The sequence below is a fragment of the Sphingomonas sp. NY01 genome, assembly GCF_038809135.1.
GTDB lineage: Bacteria > Pseudomonadota > Alphaproteobacteria > Sphingomonadales > Sphingomonadaceae > Sphingomonas > Sphingomonas carotinifaciens.
The window spans coordinates 2245055-2269205 of the sequence record NZ_CP101722.1 but is presented as its reverse complement, the minus strand read 5'-3'; the positions used below and the strand labels follow the sequence as shown (position 1 = coordinate 2269205).

The following is a 24151-nucleotide window of genomic DNA, read 5'->3' as shown; positions in this document are numbered from 1 at the left end:
AGCAACGCAACGTATGACGGCACCGATGGCGGTGCCATTCCCCAAGACCCGGATACAACCGGGCCCTTCTGACAGGAAATGAATGACTCCCAAGACCAACGAACTTCTGTTCTGCGCACTCGGCGGCTCCGGCGAGATCGGCATGAACGTCAATCTGTACGGCACCGAAGGCAAGTGGGTGATGGTCGATTGCGGCATCACCTTCGCCGACCCGGCCTATCCCGGTATCGACGTGGTGTTGCCCGACCTGGCCTTTATCGAGGACCGGCTGGACGATCTGGTCGGCATCGTGCTGACCCACGGGCATGAGGACCATATCGGTGCGCTGCCCTATCTGGCCGAAGATCTGGGTGTGCCGCTCTACGCCACGCCGTTCACCGCAGGCCTGATCCGCGGCAAGCTGGACGAGGAAGGCAGTGCCGACCGCGTGAAGCTGCGCGTGATCGAGCAGCGTGAAAGCTTCCAGGTGGGGCCGTTCGGCTTCACCTTCGTGCCGCTGTCGCACTCGATCCCGGAATCGAGCGCGCTGCTGATCGAGACCAAGGCCGGCCGCGTGTTCCATACCGGCGACTGGAAGCTGGATGCCACGCCGATCATCGGCAATCCGGCATCCGCCGACGAACTGAGCGCGATCGGCGACAAGGGCGTCGACGTGCTGGTGTGCGATTCGACCAACATCTTCAACACCGAAGCGTCGGGTTCCGAGGCCAGCGTCCGCAAGGGGCTGGCAGAGACGGTGGCCAAGGCGCGCGGGCGTGTGGTGGTGACGACGTTCGCGTCGAACGCGGCGCGGCTCGTGACGCTGGGCGAGGTGGCCAAGGAGACGGGGCGCAAGCTGTGCGTCACCGGCCGCTCGCTCGACCGCATCCTGAAGGTCGGCCGCGCCTGCGGCTACTTCAAGGGGTTCCCGGAGACGGTCGATCCCGAGACGGCGATGAAGCTGCCGCGGGACCGGGTGCTGATCGTCGCGACCGGCGGGCAGGGCGAGGCGCGTGCCGCGCTGGCCCGGATCGCGGAGGGCAGCCACACGGTTCGGCTGGACGCGGGCGACACCGTCGTCTTCTCGTCCAAGCAGATTCCGGGCAACGAGGTGGCGATCGGCCGCATCCAGAACACGCTGGCGGGCAAGGGCGTGTGGATGGTGACCGAGCGCCAGGCGCATGTCCATGTCTCCGGCCATCCGGGCCAGCCCGAGCTGGCGCAGATGTATAGCTGGATCAAGCCGAATGCGCTGGTGCCGGTGCATGGCGAGATGCGGCACATGATGGAGCATGCCCGCTTCGGCCTGTCGAAGGGCGTGCCGCAGGCGATCGTGCAATCCGACGGTGACATCGTGCGCCTGCTGCCCGGCGACCCCAAGAAGGTCGGCCGCGCCAGCATCGGCCGGCTGGTACTGGACGGGGACGTGATCCTGCCGTCCGATGGCTCGACGATCAACGAGCGGCGCAAGCTGGCGCTGAACGGCCAGATCTCGGTCGCGGTGGCGACGGCCAAGGGCCGCGCCTTCGGCCGGCCGCAGGTGCGGGTGCAGGGCGTGCCGGTGGAGGATGAGCGCGACGCGTTCATCGCCGAGGCCGTCGAAGCCGCAGCCAAGGCGGTGGAGAATGGCCGGCGCCCGATGGAGAAGATGCGGGAGGACGTGCGGCTGGCCGTGCGCCGTGTCGCGACGCGCTGGACCGGCAAGAAGCCGATCGTCGATGTGCTGGTGATCGAGGCGTAAGGACCATGCACTGGACGTCGGCACTTGCGATCTACGTCCTGTTCTGGTTCCTGGCGGTGTTCCTGGTCCTGCCCTTCGGGGTCAGGACCACATACGAGGCCGGGGGCGAGCATGTCCCCGGCACCGCCGAAAGCGCGCCGCACACATTCCGGCCGGGGCGGGCCGCGGTCTGGGTGACGATCGTCGCCACCGCCATGTTCGTCGCCTTCTACGCCAATTATGTTTTCGGCTGGATCACGGCCGATATGCTGGACTGGGTGGGCGTTCCGAAGGTGTAGCCTGTGCCTCGCGCTGTTCGGTCAGGATCTGCCATGCGGTGATGAACAGCGCACCCGCCAGCGGCCCGACGACGATGCCGCTGAGGCCGATCAGGTCGATGCCCCCCAGCGTGGTGACGAGGACCAGCCAGTCGGGAATACCGGTATCGCGACCGACGAGGATGGGGCGCAGGATGTTGTCGGCTAGGCCGATGACGAAGACGCCCGAGAGAATGACCACGGCCGCCTGCCAGATCGCGCTGGTCGCCAGCAGATAGATGGCGATCGGCACCCAGATGATCGCCGGACCGATCGCGGGCAGCAGCGCGGCGATCGCCATCAGCAGGCCCCAGAGGAGCGCGGCGGGGATGCCGACGATCCAGAAGGTGATCGCACCAAGCGCACCCTGGACCAGGGCGACGACGCCCGAACCCTTGATCGTGGCGCGGACCACCGCGACGAACTTGTCCGCGATGCGCTCCGCCACGGCGGGGCGGAGGGGTAGCGCGCGGACGACGGCAGGGCCGAGGCGATCGCCGTCGCGCAGCAGGAAATAGGTGACGTAGAGGCCGACGCCGAAGGCGAGCAGGAAGGCGGCGGCGTTACGCCCGATCGACAGGGCCTGGGACGCGATCACACTCACGCTGTTGCTGATGACGGCGGAGATGCGGGCCTGGGCACGCTCGAAGCTGTTGAAGCCGGAATTGTCGAGCAGATGCTGGAGCCGCAGCGGCAGGGCATCGTGCACCTGCTGGAAATAGGCGGCGAAGTTGATCCGGCCGCTGCGCATCTGGGTATAGACGCCCGCCGCCTGGTCGATCACGAGGCTGGTGATCACGATCGCCGGGATGACGACGGCAACGGTGATGATGAGCAGCGTCACCGCCGCCGCCATGTTGCGGCGGTCGGGCCAGCGCGCGAGCAGGCGCTGGAAAAGCGGCTGGAACAGCAAGGCAGCGAGTGCCGCCCAGAGCAGCGCGCCGGCGAAGCTGGATACCACCAGCGCCAGTGCCAGGGTGATCCCGGCGATGAACAGGATCAATCCGCCATTTTCCACCCGGCCACGATCGACGGACATATGCTTCAAACCCCCCTGATGGTGACAAAGGCGATGCCGGAGGTGTCCCCTGTGGGGATCAGACCGTAGCCGGCGCCTTGCACCCGGCAATGCTGACCTGGGCCAAACCCGTCAGCATATGTTTTGCTCCGCCGCGGGCGATCAGCGAAGGCGCTCGATCGCCTGGGCAAGCGCGACATAGAGCTTGCCCATGTCCGACGACAGGAGCGTGACGCCGAGCGGGGAGCCGTCACGCTGTGCCAGCACGCCGCGCAGCATCGCTTCGAAATCGTGGATGTAGCGGTTGATCTGCTCGCGGACCTTGGCGTCGTCGTCATAAAGCCGGGCGATGTCGCGCGCCTGCACCGCATCGAGAATGCGGACCGCCCGGCGGGTGAAGACGCCGCGGTCGCCCTTCAGATAGGCGCCCCAGGCGCTGTCGGTCACGTCGGGCGCGTAGATCTTGGTCAGGTCGATCGCGGCGGAGTTGAGCGATTCGATCAGGAGCGAGGCGCGGCGCGCGAAGGTGTCGCGGTCGGCCGCCTCGCGTTCGCTTCGCGCTTCCTCGACATGGCTTTCCACCACCGCGGCCTGCTCGGCGATCGACTGGACCTGCGCGGCGACGCGTTCGGTGGCGCGGGTGGCGGCGGCGACCGCCTGGTCGGTGGCGTCGGCGATGGCCTGGATCTGGCGCTGCACGGTATCGGCCGTCGCCCGGCGCATCGCCTCGCTGCTCGCCTGTTCCAGCAGTCCCGCCGCCTGCGGCACGATACCGGCGAGCGTGTCGCGGGCCTCGTCCGCGGCGGTGACGGCGGTTTCGCGAACGCGAAGCAAGGCGTCGACCAGCCGGGGCGCGGCCTCTTCGGCGAAGCGGTGCGTGCGCTCGATCGTCTCGTCGACGACGTGGCCGAGTGCGTCGGCTTTCGCGCGGCCGGCGGAAAGAGTGTCGAGAAGGGTGGCGGAAAGGGTGTCGAGTGTGCGGCGCTGTTCGGCGATCACCCCCGCGATCGCCTCGATCGCGTCGTGCGTGCTTTCCGCGGCGGTGACGAGGGCGAGAAGCTCCGGCTTGGCGGCGCTGACCACCTGCTTGCTGGCGGTCAGGCGGGTATCGAGCCGCGCCAGCGCCTCGGGCAGGGTTTCGTCGATCTCCCGCGCGGCGGCATCGAGCGCGACAAGTAGCTGTTCGGCCGAGACGATCGTGCGGGTCGCCATGGCATCGCCCGCCTCCAGCGCGACGGTCATCGCATCGGCCGAGCCGGTGAGCGCGCTGATCGAGGCGGCAAGCATCTGGTTGCGCTCGATCCCCTGAGCCTGCAGCGCGGCCATGCGGGTTTCGACCTGATCGATGCCGGCGTGCAACTGGTCCACCATCGCATCGCCCGCGACCCGGTGCGCGTCGAGACGGGCGGTGACGCGCTCGATCACGGTGTCGATCGAGCCGATACGGTCGGCGAGCGCGTCGGCGCTGTCACGCGCGCTGATCTCCAGCGCGGACTGATGGGTGGAGACCATCGCCAGCATCGCTTCGCCCTGCGCGGCGATCGACTTGCGCGATTCGTCCACCGCATGCGCCGTCCGGTCGAGCAGCAGGTCGACGGTGGCGGACATTTCGGCAGCGACCGATTCCAGCCGCGCGCCGGCATTGTCGCCCGATGCCTCCATGCGCTGGATATGCGCGGCGAGGCGCTGGGCGGCGCCGGTGGCGATCATGTCGGCATCCTCGCCGCGGCGGCCGAGGGCGACGAGTTGCGCGTCGAGGGCGGCGGCGTGGTCGCCGGCAGAGTGCGCGGCGCGGTCGAGGAGGGTGGCGACGGCTTCGATGTCGGTGGTGGCGCGGGGGAGGGAGGCGAGAAGGACGCCGAGGCTGGCCTGGGTGGCGGCCGCGGCGTCGGACAGGCTGCGGGCGTGCGCGTCGGCCGCGGCGATCTCGTCGGCAAAGCCGCTGCTGACCGCGCCCAGCCGCTGTTGCGCGGCGTGGCCCATTTCCATGAGCGCGGACACCTGCTTGGCGAGTTCGACGCGGTTGGCGTCGAGCGAACGGGTGATGGCGGCGACGCTGTGTTCGAGCGCGGCGGCCTCCTGCCGCATGCCGTGCGCGGTGAGGCCGAAGCGGACCGCCTCGGCGCGGCTGTTGCGTTGGGTAAGGAGCCAGACGAGGGCGATAAGGATGGGAACGCTGGCCAGCGCGGCGACGAACTGTACGCCCTCGACCGCGGTCAGCCGGGTCAGTTGCGATCCGGCGAGTGCAAGAACGAGGACGACCCAGGCGAGCGTGGCGGCGACGGCCAGGATCAGCGGCAGGCGCGACGGCGTATCGGGCAGCGGATCGGCGGCCTGATGTTCGGCAAAGGCGAAGTGGTTTTCGGATGCCGGTTCGGGGGCGAGGTCTTCTTCCATGGGCTCCATGGCCGATCGCGGTTGATCCGCGCGCAAATCTACGATCATTTCTGGCCCCCGTTCACGGGCCCGGTTTATCATGTTTGTCGGCATCAGGAAGGGGATAGCGCACGCTTCGCCGCACCGGCTTGGCGCGGGGCTCGCCCGGACCGGCTATGGTGCGGGTGCGACGGCGTTGGAAACGGGGCTGGCCGAGAGCCCGCGACCCGCCTAACAGCCGATCATGCTTGCCGGGCTTCTTTTCGCCATAGACGACGCCGAGGACCGCCCCGGGCGGTTGACCGCGACCCTGCCGTTCGCGGGGGTGACGCTGATCGAATATCAGGCGCGCCTGCTGATGGCCGCGGGCGCGGCGCAGATCATCGTGGTGGTGGCGCGACTTACCCCCGAACTGCTGGGTTCGATCGCGCGGATAGGGCAACGCGGGGTGGTGGTGGATGCGGTGCGCTCCGCCGCCGAAACGGTGGAGAAGCTGCACCCGCTGTCGCGTCTGGTGATGCTGGCGGACGGGCTGGTGGCAAACGAGGCGACGGTGGCGGCGCTGGCGCAGGAAGGCGGCGACGCCCTGCTGGTGGTGCCGGAGGTGGATGCGCAGGCCGGGCTGGAGCGGGTCGGCGGCCAGATGGCCTGGGCCGGCGTCGCCCGGCTAGATCCCAAGCGGGTGGCCGAGGTGGCGGCGCTGCCGCGCGATTACGACCTGCAATCGACACTGCTGCGTATGGCGGCGCAGGCGCGGGCGACGCATGTGCTGGTGCCCGGCGAGGCGATCCGGGCCGGGCACGGCGTGGTGCGCGACGGGCGGATGCTGGACGAGCGCAGCCGCGCGGTCCTGGCGGCGCTGGTATCCGGGCGGCGTAGCGGGTTTGATCGCTGGCTGCTGGCGCCGATCGCGCGGATTGCGCTGCCGCGGCTGGTGGCGCGGGGCGTGGGCAGCGCGGTGGTCGGCGGTGCGGGCGGGGCGCTGGGGGTGGCCGGATGCGCGGCGATCCTGATGGGAGCGCCGGTCGCCGGACTGTTGCTGGCGCTGATCGGCTGCCTGGGACTGGGGCTGGGCCGGACGTTGAGCGATTTGCGGGACGAGGCGGGGCAGCCGCGGCTGATGGACGGGGCGATGGCGGCGATCCCGGCGGCGGCGGTGCTGGCGCTGGGATGGATGCTGCGCGAGGCACGGGCCGACGATGTGCCGCTGCTGCTCGCGGTCGCGCTGGTGGTCAGCGGCGGGCTGGCGGCGCGGGCAGTGGTGGAGCGGATGCGGCGACGCTGGTGGGCGGTGCCCGCGGCGTATCTGCCGGTGGTGCTGTTGCCGGCGCTGCTGGGCCTGCCGGTGTTCGGGCTGGTGCTGGCATGTGGCTATGCGGTGGCCAGCCTGGCGTCCGCAATTGAGACACTTCGCACGCAAGCTTAGTGTCGCTTTAATGTTCGACACGGTAGCACATCGCCGATGTCGGTCGGCAAAGCCCCTTTTTCGGATGCCTGGCCGGACGCCTGGGACGCGTCCGCGCTGAGCGCGCGGGCGTCGCGGGCGCGGGTGCTTGCCGATGCCCGGCTGTCGGGCGCGACGACCGACCTGTTCCTGGACGATGCCGCGCGGCTGGACGATCGCACGCGCTGGATGCTGGGTCGCAGCCTGCGGGCGAATGTGGGCGCGATCGCGCAGGATCTGCGCCGTCATGCCGCACGGGTGCTGGCCGGGCGGGGTGCCACGGCGCTGGCCGAGACGCTGCTGGAAGCGCGCGACGATGTCGCCGAGCGGTTGACGCGGGCGGGATTGCTGCGCGACCCGGCGTTGATGGATGAGATGATAGCGCGGGTGCGTGCGGACATGCTGGCCGATTCGCTGCCGACCGTGGTGGCGGGGCCGGATGCGCCCAGCCTGCTGGTCCGACTGGCGGATGCGCCGGACGGGGTGATCGCGGCAGCCGCGCGGGCGCTGCTGGCGGCGGAGAGCCGCCGGCGCACCGCGCTGGACGAGGCGACCGGGCGCAGCGACCTGCCCGCCGAACTGCACCACCGGCTGGTCTGGTGGGTGGCGGCGGCAGTGCGGCCGGGCGATGCCCCGGATATCGACCGGGCGATCGCCGAAGCGGCGGCGCGCAGCTTGGCGGCGCATGACGAGGGGGAGCGGCCGGAGGCGGCGGCGTTGCGGCTGGCGGTGGCGATCGACGCGCGGCCGGACGAGCTGCCCGACCTGTTGATCGAGGCGCTGGGCGACCGGCGACTGGCGCTATTCATGGCGCTGCTGGCGCATGCGCTGAACATCGAGATCGAGGAAGCGCGCGCGATGGTATTGGAGCCGGAGGGCGACCGGCTGTGGCTGGCGGCGCGGGCGCTGGACCTGGACCGGCCGACGATCGCGCAGATCGCGCTGTCCCTGTCGGAGGCGGATGCACGGCGCGATATCGAGGCACTGGCCGATCAACTGGATGCGATCGTGGCGATCCCGCCCGAGGCGGCACGCCACGCGCTGGGGCCGATCGGATTGCCGCGCGACTTTCGGGCAGCGATCGGCGCGATCGAGCGGGCGGCGGCATGATGGCACCGGGCGGCGACGGCGGGGCGCAGGCGGTGGCGCATGCGGTGATCGATGCCGAGGGCATCCTGATCTCGGCCGAGCCGGCGATCGATGCGCTGAACCGGCGGGCCGGCGGTGCGCTGGGCGAGCCGCTGGCAGTGCCGCAACTGGCGACGGTGGTGCGGCTGGCGCGGCGGCTGGGCATCGTGGTCTCGCGCAGCGTGACGGTGGCGGACGAGGATGCCGACATCACCTTGTGGCTGCGCGCCCAGCCCGAGGGCGGGCGGGTGCGACTGGCGGCGAGCGGCTGGCACGAGCAGCGGCCCTGGCGACCGGCGGACGATGGCGAGATGCAGGCCGCGCGTGCGGAAGCCGACTGGCGGTGGGAAACCGATGCCGGTCTGCGCCTGACCTTTTTGTCGCTGGATGCGGGGCCGCGATACGGTTTCGACGCGCTGGCGCTGCTCGGGCAGCCGCTGACCGCGTTGTTCACGCTGGAGGCCGATGGGCAGGGCGACCTGCCGATCCTGGGCGCGCTGGCGCGGCGGCGGCCGCTGGACGGGCAGCGTGCGCGGCTGAAGACATCGGGGCGGGGCGTGCGGCTGTCGGCGGCGATCCACCGCGACGGGCAGGGCATGTTCGCCGGTTTTGTCGGCACCGCGCGGATGGACGAGGAGGGCGAACCCGCCGGCAGCGCACCGGTGGATGGCACCGCACTGACCGCGACCTTTACCGCAGGGCTGGACCGGGCGCTGCGCACCCCGCTCGCGCGGATCGTGGCGAGTGCCGACAGCATCCAGGCCCAGACGGACGGGCCGATGCTGCATGACTATACCGACTATGCCGCCGATATCGCGACGGCGGGCCGGCACCTGCTGGGGCTGGTCGATCATCTGGTCGAGTTGCAGGCGATCGAGCAGCCGGACTTCGCGCTTCGCCCCGAGCCGATCGACCTGGCGGATGTGGCGCGGCGCGCGGCGGGATTGCTGGCGGTGCGCGCCGACTCGGCGGGCGTGCGGATCGCGCGACCGGGGTTCGAGGCGAGCGGCCCGGCCTGGGGCGATTTCGGGCGGGTGTTGCAGATCCTGTTGAACCTGATCGGCAATGCGCTGCGCTATTCCCCGCATGGCGAGGCGGTAACCGTGTCGGTCGGGCAGGGCGAGGGGTGCGTCTGCGTGCGCGTCGCGGACCGGGGCAAGGGGATCGCGCCGGCCGACCAGATGCGCATCTTCGAAAAGTTCGAGCGGGTCGATCCGAGCGAGCCGGGGGGCAACGGGCTGGGCCTGTATATCGCGCGGCGCCTGGCCCGCGCGATGGGCGGCGACCTGACCGTGGAGAGCGCCGCCGGCGAGGGGGCGACCTTTACGCTGAGCCTGCCCGAACGGTGAGCGCGGGGGCGGCACGGGCGATCGGCCTTGCCGGCGTTGCCATCGCCTATTGGTTCATGGTCGCTGCGCTGTCGGGCGTGGGTGAACCGTGGGATGCGGCGCGTTACTGGTGGCTCTGGTATCCACTATCACTGGTGATAGCCGGTTTTGGCGGGCGCTTGCTGCGGCGACGCGCGTGGCTGGCCGGGGTGATCGTCACCTTTGCGCAAGCGCCGGTGATGGCGATCGGGGGTGCGGCCGGGCCGTTATGGGCGGTGGGTCTGCTGATGCTCGGCGTGTTGGCCTTGCCTGCCGTTATCGTCGCTTTGTTGGCGGGACGGCTTTTGCGCTGACATCAAAGGTGGGGGGGAAGCGGTGCGCTTGCTCTGTCGGGCGGTCAGCGGCGCAGGCGGCGGGCGACCAGGATCAGCAGCAGGCCGATGACCGCGACGGCGGCGCCGCGGTCGGCCCAGGCGCGGTCGTCCAGCATCGTGCTGGACGCCGGCCAGGATATGTAGCCGAGACCCTGGCCGATCCAGAGCGCACCGATCAGCGCCACCAGGACGCCGAGCGCGATCAGGATCGGACGGAGCCTCGGCATCGGCTCAGCGCTGGCCGACGGGGACGTAGCTGCGCTGCGTCGGGCCGGTGTAGAGCTGGCGCGGACGGCCGATCTTCTGGTCCGGATCGGTGATCATCTCGTTCCACTGCGCGACCCAGCCGACGGTGCGGGCGAGCGCGAAGAGCACGGTGAACATCTCGGTCGGGAAGCCGATCGCCGACAGGATCACGCCCGAATAGAAGTCGACGTTCGGGAACAGCTTCTTTTCGACAAAGTAATCGTCCGACAGCGCGATCTCTTCGAGGCGGAGCGCGGTCTCGAACAGCGGATCGTTGACCTTGAGCGCGTCGAACACCTCGCGCACCGTCTTCTGCATGACGGTCGCGCGCGGATCGTAGTTCTTGTAGACGCGGTGGCCGAAGCCCATCAGGCGGAACGGATCGTTCTTGTCCTTGGCGCGGGCGATGAATTCCGGGATGCGATCGGGGGTGCCGATCTCGCGCAGCATGTTGAGCGCCGCCTCGTTGGCGCCGCCATGTGCCGGGCCCCACAGGCAGGCGATGCCGGCCGCGATGCACGCGAACGGATTGGCGCCCGACGAACCCGCCAGACGTACGGTCGAGGTCGACGCGTTCTGTTCGTGATCGGCGTGGAGGATGAAGATGCGGTCCATCGCACGCTCGACCGCCGGGTTCACCTCATAGGGCTCGGCCGGCACGCCAAAGGTCATGCGCAGGAAGTTGCCGGTATAGGACAGCGAGTTGTCCGGATACTGGAAGGGCTGGCCGACGCTGTACTTGTAGGCCATCGCCGCGATCGTCGGCATCTTGGCGATCAGGCGGTGCGACGCGATGGTGCGCTGTACCGGATCGTGGATGTCGGTCGAGTCGTGGTAGAAGGCGCTGAGCGCGCCGACGACGCCGCACAGGATCGCCATCGGGTGCGCGTCGCGGCGGAAACCGCGGAAGAAATTCGCCAGCTGCTCATGCACCATGGTGTGGCGCGTGATCGTGTTGGTGAAGGTCGACAGGTCCGACGAGGACGGCAGTTCGCCGTTCAGCAGGAGATAGGCGACCTCCATGAAGCTGGAATGTTCGGCCAGTTCGCCGATCGGATAGCCGCGGTGCAGCAGAACGCCTTCGTCGCCGTCGATATAGGTCAGCTTCGACTGGCACGAGGCGGTCGAGGTGAAGCCGGGATCATAGGTGAAGGCGCCCGACTGGCCATAGAATTTCCGGATGTCGACCACGTCGGGGCCGACCGAGCCCGACAGGACCGGATATTCGAGATCGTTGCCGCCGAGGTTGATTTTCGCGGTGTCGGTCATGCAGTAATGTCCTTCCTCTCTGCGGTCGTCTGGTCGGCGATCCGCCCCAGGCTCTCGGTCCGGCCCAACAGGACCAGCACGTCGTAGATGCCCGGCGACGTCTTGCGACCGGTGAGTGCGGCGCGAAGCGGCTGTGCGACCTGGCCCAGCTTTTGCTGCCGGGTCTCTGCCACCTGCCGTACCGCGCCTTCTAGCGTCTCCGTATCCCAGTTGTGCACCGCGTCAAGCGCGGCGTGCACCGCGGCAAGCGTCTCGCGTCCCTTGTCGTCGAGCAGGGCGGCGGCGGCATCGTCCAGCGTCAGCGGGCGCTGGCGGAACAGGAAAGCGGCGCCGTCGGCCAATTCGCCGAGGTTGGCGGCGCGAGGTTTGAGCGACGGCATGGCGCGGGTGAGCAGCTCGACATCGGCCGAATCGCCGATGCGGCCTGCGACGAGACGTGCCAGGGCTGCGTCGTCCGCCTCGCGGATATAGTGGCCGTTCAGATTTTCGAGCTTCTTCAGGTCGAAACGCGACGGCGCCTTGCCGACGGCGGCGAGGTCAAACCACTGGATCGCCTCTTCGCGGGTGATGATCTCGGCATCGCCGTGACCCCATCCGAGGCGCAGGAGATAGTTGTCGAGCGCTTCCGGCAGGATGCCCATCTCGTCGCGATAGGCCTCGATCCCGACCGCGCCGTGGCGCTTGGACAGCTTGGCGCCGTCCGATCCGTGGATCAGCGGGATATGCGCATAGATCGGCTCGGGCCAGCCATTGGCCTTGTAGATCGGCAGCTGGCGGAAGGCGTTGTTCAGATGGTCGTCGCCGCGGATGACATGGGTGACGCCCATGTCGTGATCGTCCACCACCACGGCGAGCATATAGGTCGGCGTACCGTCCGAGCGGAGCAGGATGAGATCGTCCAGCTCGGCATTCTGAACGGTGACGCTGCCCTGTACGCGGTCGGCGATCGTGGTCGCGCCCTCACGCGGGGCGCGCAGACGGACGACGAAGGGCTGGTCGGCCGGTGCGGTCGCGGGATCGGCATCGCGCCAGGGCGAGCGGATGCGCAGCGGCTGCTTGGCGGCCTGCGCCGCTTCGCGCTGCGCGGTGATCTCTTCGGCGGTCATGTAGCAGCGATAGGCATGGCCGTTCGCCACCATCTGGTGCGCGACCTCCGCGTGGCGGGCGCTGCGGGCGAACTGGAACACGGCATCGCCGTCCCAGTCCAGGCCCAGCCAGCGCATCCCCTCCAGAATCGCGTCGATCGCAGGCTGCGTCGAGCGGGCCCGATCGGTGTCCTCGATCCGCAGGAGGAACTTGCCGCCATTCGCCTTGGCGAACAGCCAGTTGAACAGCGCGGTGCGCGCGCCGCCCAGATGCAGGAACCCCGTCGGCGACGGGGCGAAGCGGGTGACGACGTTTGCGTCGCGGTGGGGCGCAGGTGCTGCGCCGGTATCGGTGGTTGCGCCCAAGCGCGCTTGCTCCCAAGCTGGATGATCCATGGCCAGTTCAGCCGCCGCCGCCCCTAGCATGTCGCTCCCCCGGCGCCAAATACCGGGATCAGGTGCCGTGGAACGGTGGCTGGAGGCGGAGCGCGACCAACTGGCGCTGTGGGCGCCGGTGATGGCAGGGCTGGGCGTCGCGTTGTGGTTCGTGCTGCCGGACCCGCCGGGCTGGGCGGGGGTGATGCTGGGCGCGGGCGGCGTGGCCGCGGTGGCGCTGGCGATGGCCGGGGGCGGACGGCTCGCGCGGGCGATCGGCATGGCCGGGCTGATGATCGCGCTTGGGCTGGGATGGATATGGTGGCGCGCCGAACGGGTGGCGGCGCCGGTGCTGGTGCGGCCGGTGGTGGCGGCATTCACCGCGCGGGTCGAGCGGGTCGAGCCGCTGCCGGCGCGGGAGCTGGTACGCCTGACGCTGAGGGTCGCACATGGCGGGGACCTGCCGCCGCGGGTGCGGGTGAACGTCGCGGAGCGCGACGCGCCTGCCGATCTTGGCGGGGCGAAGGTCGTGCGGTTGCGGGCACGGCTGATGCCGCCACCGGACCCGGCGGTGCCGGGCGCCTATGATGCGGCGCGGGCGGCATGGTTCAATGGCATCGGCGCGATGGGACGCAGCCTGGGCCCGGTCGTGGTGGAAGAGAGCGACCCGGCGGCCGGGCGGGTGCGGGCGCGACTGTCCGCGCATATCATCAGCCGGTTGCCGGGGAGCGCGGGTGGCATTGCGGCGGCTTTGGCGACGGGGGATGTGGGCGCGATCGCGGAGCCGGACGCGGAGGCGATGCGCAGGGCGGGGCTGGCGCATCTGTTGTCGGTGAGCGGGTTGCACATCACCGCGGCGGTGGGGATCGCGATGGTGGTGACGATGCGGCTGCTGGCATTGTGGCCGTGGGCCGCGTTGCGCATCAGATTGCCGGTGGTGGCGGGGCTGGTGGGGGCCGGAGCGGCGATCGGCTATACATGGCTGACCGGGGCGGAGGTGCCGACGATCCGGTCGTGTGTGGCGGCGCTGCTGGTGCTGGCGGCGCTGGCGATCGGGCGCGAGGCGATGACGCTGCGGCTGGTGGCGGCGGGGGCGGTGGTGGTGCTGGCCGGCTGGCCCGAGTCGCTGGCGGGGGCGAGTTTCCAGCTGTCCTTTGCCGCGATCACGGCGCTGGTGGCGCTGCACGAGCATCCGGCGGTGCGGGCGTGGAGCCTGCCCCGGGAGACGCGGGGCGGCCGGATGGTCCAGGGCGCTGCGATGCTGTTGCTGAGCGGGCTGGTGGTGGAAGCGGCGTTGCTGCCGATCGCGGCCTATCATTTCCACAAGGCGGGGCTTTACGGGGCGCTGGCAAATATCGTGGCGATCCCCTGGACGACCTTCGTGGTGATGCCGCTGGAGGCGGGGGCGTTGCTGCTCGACACGGTCGGGCTGGGGACGGCGCTCTGGTGGCTGGTGGGGCAGGCCTTGGCGCTGTTGCTCGCGCTGGCGCATCTGGTGGCGGGGTGGCCGGGCGCGGTGGCAGCGGTGCCGGTGATGCCCGACGGCGCCTTTGCCCTGATCTTCGGCGGCGGCCTGTGGCTGGCCCTGTGGCGGACGCGAGTGCGACGGGGCGGGCTGGTGCCGATCGCGATCGGGCTGGGCTGGGCGCTGTTGACGCCGGCGCCGGACGTGATCGTGACCGGTGACGGGCGGCATGTCGCGGTGCGGACGGCGGCGGGGCTGGCGCTGCTGCGCGACCGGACGGGGGATTATGTCAGCGACGTGATGGCGGGGGCGGGCGGGGTCGACGGCGTGCCGCTGATGCTGTCCGAACAGCCCAATGCGCGGTGCAGTCGCGACCTGTGCCTGGTCGATGTGGCGGGGCGGCGGGTGCTGGCGACGCGCAGCGCCTACCGCGTGCCCTGGGCCGAACTGGTCGCGGCGTGCAGGGCGGGGGACATCGTAGTGAGCGAGCGCGCCCTGCCGCGAGGATGCAGGTCGCGCTGGTTGCGGCTGGATCGGGCAACGCTGCGCGAGACGGGCGGGGTGGCGGTGACGCTGGGCAACGGGTCGGTTCGCACCGTCCGCCGACCGGGCGACCGGCATCCGTGGAGGATGGCCGGCCGCTAGGGGCGTGTCAGGCGTCGACGCGTTCGCGGTGATTGGGTTCGAAACCGTCGGTCGCCAGCGCGACGATGCGGGCGGCGACAGTTTCGGGCGGCTTGACGGACGCAGGGTCCTCACCCGGATAGGCGCGGGCGCGCATCTTGGTACGGGTGGCGCCGGGGTCGACGATGGCGACCCGAACCTGGCTGATCTCCGCCATTTCGTCACCATAGGCGCCGAGCAGCGTGTCGAACGCCGCCTTTGATGCACCGTAAGCGCCCCAATAGGCGCGGGGGTTACGGCCCACCGACGAGGTGACGCCGATGACGCGCGCTGCCTTGGACCGGCGCAGCATCGGATCGAAGGCGGCGATCATCGCGGCCTGCGCGCTGACGTTGAGGGTCAGGACCTGCGCCAGTTCGCGCGGATCGATGGCGGGCACCGCGGCGAGCGATCCCAGCGTGCCGGCGTTCAGCACCAGCGTGTCGAGCGCCTGCCACCGGTCACCGATCGCGCCGGCGAGCCGGGCGATGGCGTCCGTCTCGGTCATGTCGAGCGGAGCGATGGTGGCGGAGCCGCCGGCGTTGAAGATCGTTTCCTCGACCTCCTCCAGCCCCTTGGCGGTGCGGGCGGTGAGCACGACATGCGCGCCCTGCGCCCCCAGCGCGATCGCGGTGGCGGCACCGATGCCGCGGCTGGCGCCGGTGACCAGCGCCAACGTGCCGGAAAGCGGACCCGGCATCAGACGACGCGCTCCGCAAGCATCTGGAACTGATCGACGGTGGCGCTTTCGTCATAGTCGGTCAGCGTCGTCGGATAGGCGCCGGTGAAGCAGGCATCGCAATATTTCGGGCGGATATCGGCGCGGCGCGCCTCGCCCAGTGCCTTGTAGAGACCGTCGATCGACACAAAGGCCAGGCTGTCGGCATGGATGAAGTCGGTCATGCCGCCAAGGTCGTGCTGTGCCGCCAGCAGCTTGGCGCGCTCCGGCGTGTCGACGCCGTAGAAGCAGCTATGCCGGGTCGGCGGGCTGGCGATGCGCATGTGCACCTCCGCCGCGCCCGCTTCGCGCATCATCTGCACGATCTTCAGGCTCGTGGTGCCGCGCACGATCGAGTCGTCGATCAGCACGATGCGCTTGCCCTGGATCAGCGCGCGATTGGCATTGTGCTTCAGCTTGACGCCGAGGTGGCGCACCTTGTCGCCCGGCTGGATGAAGGTGCGGCCGACATAATGCGAGCGGATGATGCCGAGTTCGAACGGGATGCCGGACTGCTGCGCATAGCCGATTGCGGCGGGGACGCCCGAATCGGGAACCGGGATGACCAGATCGGCCTCCACCGGCGCTTCGATCGCGAGTTGCGCGCCGATGCCCTTGCGCACCGAATAGATGGAGTGATCGTCGACGATCGAATCGGGGCGCGAGAAATAGACCCATTCGAAGATGCACGGGCGCGGCGCCACCGCCTGGAACGGGCGGATCGAGCGGATCTCGGTGCCCTGGACGATGACCAGTTCGCCCGGATCGACCGCGCGCTCGAAGGTTGCGCCGCACACGTCGAGCGCGACGGTTTCCGAGGCGAAGATCACCGCATCGTCCAGCCGGCCCATGACGAGCGGGCGGATGCCGAGCGGATCGCGACAGGCGATCATCCCCTCGGGCGTGGTGACGATCAGCGAATAGGCACCCTCCACCTGCTTCAGCGCGTCGATGAAGCGATCGAGCAGCGTGCGGTAGTTGGAGGTGGCGACGAGATGGATGATCGTCTCGGTATCGCTGGTCGACTGAAAGATCGAACCGCGGCGAACGAGTTCGCGACGCAGCTTCATCGCGTTGGAGATATTGCCGTTGTGCGCTACCGCGAAACCGCCGGTCGACAGATCGGCATAAAGCGGCTGGACATTGCGCAGCGCGGTCTCGCCGGTGGTCGAATAGCGGACATGGCCGACCGCCACGTCGCCGGGCAGCGCGCGGATCACGTCGTCGCGGTCGAAATTGCCGGCGACATGGCCCATCGCGCGGTGCGTGTGGAACAGATGGCCGTCGAAGCTGGTGATGCCGGCGGCCTCCTGGCCACGGTGCTGGAGCGCGTGCAGGCCGAGCGCGACCAGCGCGGCGGCGCCGGAACTGCCGGACACGCCGAAGATGCCGCACTCCTCGCGGAGTTTGTCGTCGTCGAAGGGATGGGTGGTCAGCATGGAAGGGGAGGCTCACACGTTGCTGGCGGGGCTGGCGGGCATATAGGAGCGGCGATCGGGTTTGTCGCCTGTTTGTCATGTCGGGGCTGGAGCATTTTACCGCTTCGGGCGTTTTGGGCGCCTGACGGGAGGGTCAAAGGCATGGCGCGCGATCACGGCAAGCAGATCAAGGACGACACGCTTTACGAGGACCTGCGCAAAGGCGGGGCGTCCAAGGAGAAGGCGGCACGGATCGCCAATGCCAAGGCGAAAGGCTCGCTGGAGCATCGCGGCACGCAGCTTGAGGACCGCAGCAAGGCCGACCTGCTGGCGGAGGCGCGCAAGATCGGGATCGAGGGGCGATCCAAGATGAACAAGGCCGGGCTGGTGAAGGCGATCCGCGATCACGGGTGACCGGCGGCGTTTTCGCGAACGCCGCGACCTGCTAGACGGCGCGCCATGGCTGATCCACGCGACACCGGGCTGACGCTCGACCCCAAATATGACGCCAGCGGACTGTTGACCGCAGTGGTGACCGATGCCGCCTCGGGCGGGTTGCTGATGGTGGCCCATATGAACGCCGAAGCCTTTGCCGCGACGCAGGCGACGGGCGAGGCGCATTTCTGGTCGCGCAGCCGCGGCCGTCTGTGGAAGAAGGGCGAAACGTCGGGGCACGTGCTGCGCGTGACCGAGATGCGGATCGATTGCGATCAGGACGCGCTGTGGCTGATCTGCGAGCCGGCGGGACCGGCATGCCATACGGGGGCGACGAGTTGCTTCTACCGCCGCGTCGAGGGAGACCGGCTGGCGCCCGCCGCATGAGGTGGATCACCGGTGCGGCGCTGTTGCTGGCAAGTTGCGGATCGCCGGGTGCCGGGAACAAGGGCGGCGACGACGACCCGGCGGGCGCGCGGCTGGAAAAGGCGGCGATCGCCGCGGGGCTGGTGATCGATCCGGAAAGCACGTCGCTTCAGGGAAGCTGGGCGCGCGACGACGACCGGATGTGCATCGTGCCGGGCGAGGAGGCCGGGGCGGATCGGATCGGCATCCTGCTGGATTATGGACCGGGCAACGGGTGCAGCGCGGCCGGCACCGTGCGCCGGCGACGAAGCGGCAATTTGGCGGTGACGCTGGGGACTTGCCGGTTCGATGCGCAGTTCGATGGCGAGCGGATCGTCTTTCCCGCCGAACTGCCCGAGCCTTGCGCCGCCTTGTGCACCGGGCGGGCGACTTTGGCGGCCATGTCGGTGGAGCGGCTGAGCGCGTCGGTGGCGGAGGCGCGGACGCTGCGCGCCGCCGATCAGGCGCCACTCTGCGGTGCTGATGGTTGACGTTGACGTAAAGGGCAGGTAGCGTCGCTGCCATGTCCAGTGCCGCCTATGCCCTGATCCCGTCGCCCAGCGACCGGGAGCATCACACCATATCCGACCTGTCGGACGAGTTCGGGGTGACCGCGCGGGCGCTGCGTTTCTACGAGGACGAAGGGCTGATCGCGCCGGAGCGGCGCGGCACCCAGCGCATCTATTCGCACCGCGATCGCGCGCGGCTGGCGTGGATCCTACGCGGCAAGCGGGTCGGGTTCAGCCTGGCGGAGATCCGCGAGATGATCGACCTGTATGATCTGGGCGACGGGCGGCGGGTGCAGCGGCAGGTGTCGATCGAGCGGTGCCTGGGGCGGATCGACCTGCTGGAAGCGCAGAAGCGCGACATCGACGCGGCGATCGCGGAGTTGAGAGACTTTGTCGCGGTGGTCGAGGCAGCCCAGGTCCACGACAGCAACGACAACGAAAAACAAGCCTGAAGGAGCAAGAGGATGCCCCAGTACACGCCACCCGTGCGCGATACGCGCTTCGTGCTCGACCATGTGATCGGGCTGCAGCAACATGCCAATCTGCCGGGGTTCGAGACGGCGTCGCCCGATGTGGTGGAGGCGGTGCTGGAGGAAGGCGGCCGCTTCGTGGCGGAGGTACTGTTCCCGCTGAACCAGGTCGGCGACCGGCAGGGCTGCACGCGCCATGAGGACGGATCGGTGACGACGCCGGAAGGCTTCAAGGATGCGTATCGCCAATATGTCGAGAGCGGCTGGGCGACGCTGGGCAACCAGCCCGAACATGGCGGGCAGGGGATGCCGCACAGCATTTCGGTGGCGTTTCAGGAATATCTGATCTCCGCGAACATGGCGTTCGCCATGTATCCGGGGCTGACCCACGGGGCGATCGCGGCGCTGGTCGCCAAGGGAAGTGCCGAGCAGCAGGCGATGTACGTGCCCAAGATGGTGTCGGGCGAATGGTCCGGCACGATGAACCTGACCGAGCCGCAATGCGGCACCGACCTGGGCCTGATCCGCACGCGCGCCGAGCCGAATGCGGATGGCTCCTATGCGATCACCGGCACCAAGATCTTCATCTCGGCGGGCGAGCATGACCTGACCGACAACATCATCCATCTGGTGCTGGCCAAGACGCCGGGCGCGCCGGACAGCTCCAAGGGTATCTCGCTGTTCGTGGTGCCCAAGGTGCTGGTGAACGACGACGGATCGCTGGGCGCGCGCAACGCCGTCACCTGCGGCTCCATCGAGCACAAGATGGGTATCCACGGCAATTCGACCTGCGTGATGAATTATGACGGGGCGACGGGCTGGCTGGTCGGCGAGGAGAATAAGGGGCTGGCCGCGATGTTCATCATGATGAACGCGGCGCGGCTGGGCGTGGGGTTGCAGGGGCTGGGCGTGGCCGAGGTCGCGTACCAGAATGCCGTGCATTATGCGCGCGACCGGCGGCAGGGGCGCGCCCTGACCGGCGCGGCCGAGCCGGACGAGAAGGCCGACACGCTGTTCGTCCATCCCGATGTGCGCCGCATGCTGATGGAGGGCAAGGCATGGACCGAGGGGCTGCGCGCGCTGTGCCTGTGGGCCGCGCTGCAAGCCGATCTGGAGCATGCCGCGCCCGACGAGGCGGACCGCGAGCGCGCGGCGGACCTGATCGGGCTACTCACCCCGGTGATCAAGGGGGTGGGCACCGACAAGGGCTATGAGGTCGCGACCAACGCGCAGCAGGTCTATGGCGGACATGGCTACATCGCCGAATGGGGGATGGAGCAATATGTGCGCGATGCGCGGATCGCGATGATCTACGAGGGCACCAACGGCGTGCAGGCGATGGACCTGGTCGGTCGGAAGCTGGCGCAGAAGAATGGCCGCGCGGTGCAGGCGTTCTTCCAGATGGTGGCAACCGAGGTCGCGGAGGCCAAGGGCGACGCGGCGGCGGCGGATCTGGCCGGGCGGCTGGAGAAGGCGCTGGGCGAGTTGCAGGCGGCGACGATGTGGTTCGTGGGACACGGCCTGAAGAACCCCAATCATGTCGGGGCGGGCGCGGTCGCCTATATGCACCTGATGGGGCTGGTCGCGGTCGGCCTGATGTGGCTGCGCATGGCGCGCGCCGCCGCGCGGTTGAAGGCGGCGGGCGAGGGGGAGGCGGGCTTTCTGGAGGCCAAGCTTGTGACGGCGCGGTTCTTTGGCGAGCGGATGTTGCCCGATGCGGGCGCGCTGCGCCGCAAGATCGAGGGCGGGGCGGACAGCCTGATGGCGTTGCCCGAGGACGCGTTCCTGGCGGCGTAGATCAGGGCTGGCGGGGTGGTTCGGCCGGGGCTGCGGTGACGCTGCGCCGGCGGACGCCGTCCAGCTCGGCGACCGGCGACGGGGTGGGCGAGGCGACCGGCTCCGCGCGCAAGGTCTGGCGCTTCATGCATTCGGACGGTTTCCAGCGGGGGAAGACCGCGCAGTTCCAGAGCTGGCGTTCGATGCCGCTGTCAGGATCGCGCAGATAGCTGAACGCCATGGCGGCGACCTGCGCCATGTCGAGCGGCAGGGTGCGGGGGGTGGCGGCCGCGTCGCTCCAGGCCATGACCTTGCAGGCCTTGCGATCGCCGCAGGTGCGCTGCGCAAGAGCCGGCAGGGCGTCGGAAGTCACCCCCTTTGGCAAGGTGAGCAGGAAGCTGTTGGGCTCGCCGGGGACGGGGGCGATGGCGGCGGGGACGGCGCCATCGGCGGCGACGCCGGCTTCGACCATGGCGGCGTCGGCGGCGGCCAGCGCTTCACCCATGCGGTGCGCGTCGGAGCGGTCGGCGAGCTTGGCGATCACCGGCTCTCCACCGGTCCAGCGGCGATTGAAGGCGGGCGGCGTGCCCCACCAGCCCGACCAGCGGAAGAACAAGTGGCTGCCGACGCCTGCCACCTTGTCGAGGCTGGACTGCCAATAGGGTACGACCCAGTCGGTATGATAATGGGTCGCATGGCCGACCGGGCGATAGACCGCGCCGTTCAGCGCCAGTTCCGCCACCTGCCGCGCCCGGCGCCAGGCGATGTCGGAGGGGTGCCAGCGATCCAGCGCACCGTCGCAGGTGAAGGTGAACTGGCAACCGGTGGTGCGCTCCTGCCCCTCGAACACGACGCCGCAAACGGTCTTGGGGAAAGCGGGGTGGCGCAGGCGGTTGAGGATGACCTGTGCCACGGCGCGTTCGCCCACCGAGTCGTCGCCCGCCTCGTAGACCACCGCGGTCGCCAGACAGTCCAGCGCCCGCGCGCGGTCTTCGGCCGAGCCGGCGAAACGGAAGGGCCGGGCGGCGGGGTTGGGGGCCGTGGAGAAGGGGATGCCGGCATTATAGACGCGCGCCTCGTCGGGGGCGAGGTCGACAAAGGCGACGGGTTCGACCGGCGGTACCTCCGCCTTGGGCACGACGCGCTGCGGCGGTGCCTTGACGTGCGCGCGGGGCCGCACCGGCGTGGCCGGCGCGTGGGTGACCACCAGGGTCGGCGCGATCACCGCCGTAGCGGCGATCGCGCAAAGGATAGCGCGCAAGGGTCCTCTTACGCGCTGTTCGGGGATGGGCGTCACTGTTCGGGCAGGAAGTCCGGCACGGAAAGGTAGCGTTCGCCTGTGTCGTAGTTGAAGCCGAGGACGCGGACGCCGTCGGGGAGGTCGGGGAGTTTCTGGAGGATGGCGGCGAGGGTGGCGCCCGACGAGATGCCGACCAGGATGCCCTCTTCGGCGGCGGAGCGGCGGGCCATGTCCTTGGCGACGGAGGCGTCGACCTCGATGACGCCGTCGATGGCGGCGGTGTGGAGGTTGGCGGGGATGAAGCCGGCGCCGATGCCCTGTATCGGGTGCGGACCGGGCTGGCCGCCGGCGATGACCGGCGAGGCCGCGGGTTCGACCGCGAAGACCTTGAGCTCCGGCCATTCCTTCTTCAGCGTTTCGGCGACGCCGGTGATGTGGCCGCCGGTGCCGACGCCGGTGATGAGCACGTCGATCGGCGCGTCACGGAAGTCGTTCAGGATCTCCAACGCCGTCGTGCGGACGTGCACGTCGATATTGGCCGGGTTCTCGAACTGTTGCGGCATCCAGGCGCCCGGCGTTTCGCGAACCAGCTCCAGCGCCCGTTCGATCGCGCCCTTCATGCCCTTCTCGCGCGGCGTGAGATCGAACGTCGCCCCGTAGGCGAGCATCAGGCGGCGACGCTCGACCGACATCGATTCGGGCATGACGAGGATCAGCTTGTAGCCCTTCACCGCCGCGACCATGGCGAGGCCGACACCGGTATTGCCGCTGGTCGGCTCGACGATGGTGCCGCCGGGTTGCAGGCTGCCGTCCGCTTCCGCCGCCTCGATCATGGCGAGCGCGATGCGGTCCTTGATCGATCCGCCGGGATTGGACCGTTCGGATTTGATCCACACCTCGGATTGCGGGAACAGGCGCTGGATCTTGATGTGCGGCGTGTTGCCGATTGTATCCAGGATCGTGTTGGCCTTCATGGCTTCGCTTCTCCGTGCTGAGGTTCAACCTGTAACATATCGGGGGGATCGAAGGTCCGTGCGCGCTTCAACTCAGGGAAGAGGCGCGCCCAGGCGAGCGTGACGACGATCGCGGCACAGCCCCCCGCCACCACCGCGCCGACGGGGCCGAGCAGCGAGGCGAGCAGGCCGCTTTCCGCCTCGCCCAGTTCGTTGGAGGCGGAGATGGTGAGTTGCGACACGGCCGAGACCCGCCCGCGCATCTCGTCGGGCGTGTGCAACTGGATCAGCGACTGGCGGACATAGACCGAGACCATGTCGGCGCCGCCCGCGACGATCAGCGCGGCGACGCTGAGCGGGAAGGAGGTGGAGATGCCGAAGGTCAGGATGGCGACCGCAAAGACGATCACGGCGATCAGCATCTTCACGCCGACATTGCTCTTCATTGGCCGGAAGGAGAACCAGATCGCGGTGGTCGCCGCACCGATGCCCATGCCCGCGGCCAGCAGCCCCAGTCCTTGCGCGCCGACATGCAGGATGTCGCGCGCATAGATGGGCAGCAGCGCGGTCGCGCCGGCGAGCAGCACGACGAACAGATCGAGCGTGATCGCCGCCAGCACCAGCCGGTTGCGGCGGACATAGGAAAAGCCCTCCAGGATGCGGACGAGCGGCCGGCGGTCCTTTTGCGCGGGCGGCTGCGGCACCGGGCCGATGGTGAGCATGGTCAGGAGGGCGACCACGAACAGGCCGGTGACGGTCGCATAGGCGACATCGGGGTGGATGGCATAAAGCAGCCCGCCGACGCTGGGCCCGGCGATCGAGCCGACCTGCCACGCGATCGAGGATATCGCGATGGCGGTGGGCAGGCTTTCGCGCGGCACGAGATTGGGGGCGAGCGCCGAATAGGCCGGGCCGGTAAAGGCACGCGCGATGCCGATCAGCACCGCCGCACAGAACAGCGCCGGCAGGGTCAGTGCCTCGGCCCAGGTGAGGAAGCCGAGCCCGGCGGACACCAGCATGATGAGCGCGGTCGTGGCGCGCACGATCCAGCGCCGGTCGACACTGTCGGCGACGAGGCCGGTGACCGGGGTCAGCAGGAACAGCGGCACGAACTGCGCCGCGCCGATCATGCCGAGCAGAAAGGCGGCGTCGCGCACGTCCATGGTCTGCCGGGCCAGGCCATAGACCTGCCAGCCGATGACGATGGCCAGCGCGGTCTGTGCGATGGTGCCCGACAACCGCGACAGCCAATAGGCGCGGAAGTTGGCGATGCGGAACGGATGCAGGGGTTTGTCCATGATATTGGTAGGTCTTTAGGCGGGCCTGCGGCAAACTGGCAACCATGGCAACGCTTCTGCCATGCGAAGCTGAGGTCGTGCTGCACTGCACCATCGAAGGGGTTTGAGTTTCGCGCGAAATCGCGCTTATAGGCGGGCATCC

At 69.4% G+C, this 24151-nt stretch carries 22 protein-coding genes; 12 read left to right on the top strand and 10 right to left on the bottom strand.

All coding sequences use genetic code 11. From position 1 onward, the window contains the following. Positions 1-82: 82 nt before the first annotated feature. Positions 83-1720 (top strand): ribonuclease J, encoded by a 1638-nt coding sequence (locus NPJ82_RS10955; protein ID WP_342657392.1) that lies wholly within the window; start codon positions 83-85, stop codon positions 1718-1720. Between the two features lie 5 nt (positions 1721-1725). Continuing rightward, positions 1726-1998 carry a DUF1467 family protein gene (locus NPJ82_RS10950; protein WP_342657391.1) on the top strand — a complete coding sequence of 91 codons (273 nt, stop codon included), beginning with the start codon at positions 1726-1728 and terminating at the stop codon, positions 1996-1998. Here NPJ82_RS10950 and NPJ82_RS10945 read toward each other — a convergent pair. After that, complete coding sequence (locus NPJ82_RS10945; protein WP_342657390.1) at positions 1955-3055, bottom strand: AI-2E family transporter; 1101 nt, start codon at positions 3053-3055, stop codon at positions 1955-1957. The genes NPJ82_RS10950 and NPJ82_RS10945 overlap by 44 nt on opposite strands. Positions 3056-3196: 141 nt before the next feature. Beyond that, the gene (locus tag NPJ82_RS10940; protein ID WP_342657389.1) at positions 3197-5431 is read right to left on the bottom strand and encodes a hypothetical protein; all 2235 of its coding nucleotides are present in this window, start codon (positions 5429-5431) and stop codon (positions 3197-3199) included. A 223-nt stretch (positions 5432-5654) separates the two neighbouring features. Here NPJ82_RS10940 and NPJ82_RS10935 point away from each other — a divergent pair, with 223 nt between their 5' ends. Genes NPJ82_RS10935 through NPJ82_RS10920 form a run of 4 tightly spaced genes read left to right on the top strand, consistent with a single transcriptional unit; the run spans position 5655 to position 9663 of the window. Then, positions 5655-6836 (top strand): hypothetical protein, encoded by a 1182-nt coding sequence (locus NPJ82_RS10935; RefSeq protein WP_342657388.1) that lies wholly within the window; start codon positions 5655-5657, stop codon positions 6834-6836. A gap of 36 nt (positions 6837-6872) precedes the next feature. Further along, positions 6873-7964, top strand: coding sequence for a DUF2336 domain-containing protein (locus NPJ82_RS10930; protein ID WP_342657387.1), 1092 nt, complete (start codon positions 6873-6875; stop codon positions 7962-7964). Beyond that, the gene (locus NPJ82_RS10925; RefSeq protein WP_342657386.1) at positions 7961-9331 is read left to right on the top strand and encodes a HAMP domain-containing sensor histidine kinase; all 1371 of its coding nucleotides are present in this window, start codon (positions 7961-7963) and stop codon (positions 9329-9331) included. The genes NPJ82_RS10930 and NPJ82_RS10925 overlap by 4 nt, the downstream gene beginning before the upstream one ends. Continuing rightward, a complete protein-coding gene (locus NPJ82_RS10920) occupies positions 9328-9663 on the top strand; it encodes a hypothetical protein (RefSeq protein WP_342657385.1) in 336 nt (111 codons plus the stop codon). Before NPJ82_RS10925 ends, NPJ82_RS10920 begins: the two co-directional genes overlap by 4 nt. A 44-nt stretch (positions 9664-9707) precedes the next feature. On the opposite strand, the gene NPJ82_RS10915 is transcribed toward NPJ82_RS10920, so the two are convergent. Genes NPJ82_RS10915 through gltX form a run of 3 tightly spaced genes read right to left on the bottom strand, consistent with a single transcriptional unit; the run spans position 9708 to position 12650 of the window. Further along, on the bottom strand, positions 9708-9911 hold the full coding sequence (locus NPJ82_RS10915; RefSeq protein WP_112382822.1) for a hypothetical protein: 204 nt from the start codon (positions 9909-9911) through the stop codon (positions 9708-9710). Between the two features lie 4 nt (positions 9912-9915). Beyond that, on the bottom strand, positions 9916-11199 hold the full coding sequence (locus NPJ82_RS10910) for a citrate synthase (protein WP_112382823.1): 1284 nt from the start codon (positions 11197-11199) through the stop codon (positions 9916-9918). Then, complete coding sequence (gltX, locus tag NPJ82_RS10905; protein ID WP_240313504.1) at positions 11196-12650, bottom strand: glutamate--tRNA ligase; 1455 nt, start codon at positions 12648-12650, stop codon at positions 11196-11198. The genes NPJ82_RS10910 and gltX overlap by 4 nt, the downstream gene beginning before the upstream one ends. Positions 12651-12708: 58 nt before the next feature. Here gltX and NPJ82_RS10900 point away from each other — a divergent pair, with 58 nt between their 5' ends. Next, positions 12709-14769: a ComEC/Rec2 family competence protein gene (locus NPJ82_RS10900; protein WP_342659002.1), complete on the top strand. Its 2061-nt coding sequence runs from the start codon at positions 12709-12711 to the stop codon at positions 14767-14769. 7 nt (positions 14770-14776) lie between these two features. Here NPJ82_RS10900 and NPJ82_RS10895 read toward each other — a convergent pair whose 3' ends face one another. Continuing rightward, entirely contained in the window at positions 14777-15487 is a 711-nt protein-coding gene (locus NPJ82_RS10895) for an SDR family NAD(P)-dependent oxidoreductase (protein WP_149683261.1), read from the bottom strand. Then, positions 15487-16944 carry an amidophosphoribosyltransferase gene (gene purF, locus NPJ82_RS10890; protein ID WP_112382827.1) on the bottom strand — a complete coding sequence of 486 codons (1458 nt, stop codon included), beginning with the start codon at positions 16942-16944 and terminating at the stop codon, positions 15487-15489. The genes NPJ82_RS10895 and purF overlap by 1 nt, the downstream gene beginning before the upstream one ends. A gap of 141 nt (positions 16945-17085) precedes the next feature. Here purF and NPJ82_RS10885 point away from each other — a divergent pair, with 141 nt between their 5' ends. From NPJ82_RS10885 to NPJ82_RS10865, 5 genes are read left to right on the top strand one after another with little or no spacing between them, the layout of a single operon-like run. Then, a complete protein-coding gene (locus NPJ82_RS10885) occupies positions 17086-17337 on the top strand; it encodes a Rho termination factor (protein WP_342657384.1) in 252 nt (83 codons plus the stop codon). A 45-nt stretch (positions 17338-17382) separates the two neighbouring features. After that, positions 17383-17745 carry a phosphoribosyl-AMP cyclohydrolase gene (hisI, locus tag NPJ82_RS10880; protein WP_342657383.1) on the top strand — a complete coding sequence of 121 codons (363 nt, stop codon included), beginning with the start codon at positions 17383-17385 and terminating at the stop codon, positions 17743-17745. Then, complete coding sequence (locus tag NPJ82_RS10875) at positions 17742-18254, top strand: hypothetical protein (RefSeq protein WP_342657382.1); 513 nt, start codon at positions 17742-17744, stop codon at positions 18252-18254. The genes hisI and NPJ82_RS10875 overlap by 4 nt, the downstream gene beginning before the upstream one ends. Positions 18255-18286: 32 nt before the next feature. Then, positions 18287-18724, top strand: a complete 438-nt coding sequence (locus NPJ82_RS10870; RefSeq protein WP_112382831.1) for a MerR family DNA-binding transcriptional regulator — start codon at positions 18287-18289, stop codon at positions 18722-18724. Between the two features lie 12 nt (positions 18725-18736). Next, positions 18737-20539 carry an acyl-CoA dehydrogenase C-terminal domain-containing protein gene (locus tag NPJ82_RS10865; protein ID WP_342657381.1) on the top strand — a complete coding sequence of 601 codons (1803 nt, stop codon included), beginning with the start codon at positions 18737-18739 and terminating at the stop codon, positions 20537-20539. A 1-nt stretch (position 20540) separates the two neighbouring features. Here the strand turns inward: NPJ82_RS10865 and NPJ82_RS10860 are convergent, their stop codons facing one another. From NPJ82_RS10860 to NPJ82_RS10850, 3 genes are read right to left on the bottom strand one after another with little or no spacing between them, the layout of a single operon-like run. Then, positions 20541-21770, bottom strand: coding sequence for a cell wall hydrolase (locus NPJ82_RS10860; protein WP_342659001.1), 1230 nt, complete (start codon positions 21768-21770; stop codon positions 20541-20543). 41 nt (positions 21771-21811) lie between these two features. Beyond that, positions 21812-22732 (bottom strand): cysteine synthase A, encoded by a 921-nt coding sequence (gene cysK, locus NPJ82_RS10855; protein WP_342657380.1) that lies wholly within the window; start codon positions 22730-22732, stop codon positions 21812-21814. Continuing rightward, entirely contained in the window at positions 22729-24009 is a 1281-nt protein-coding gene (locus NPJ82_RS10850) for an MFS transporter (protein WP_342657379.1), read from the bottom strand. Before NPJ82_RS10850 ends, cysK begins: the two co-directional genes overlap by 4 nt. Positions 24010-24151: the final 142 nt, after the last annotated feature.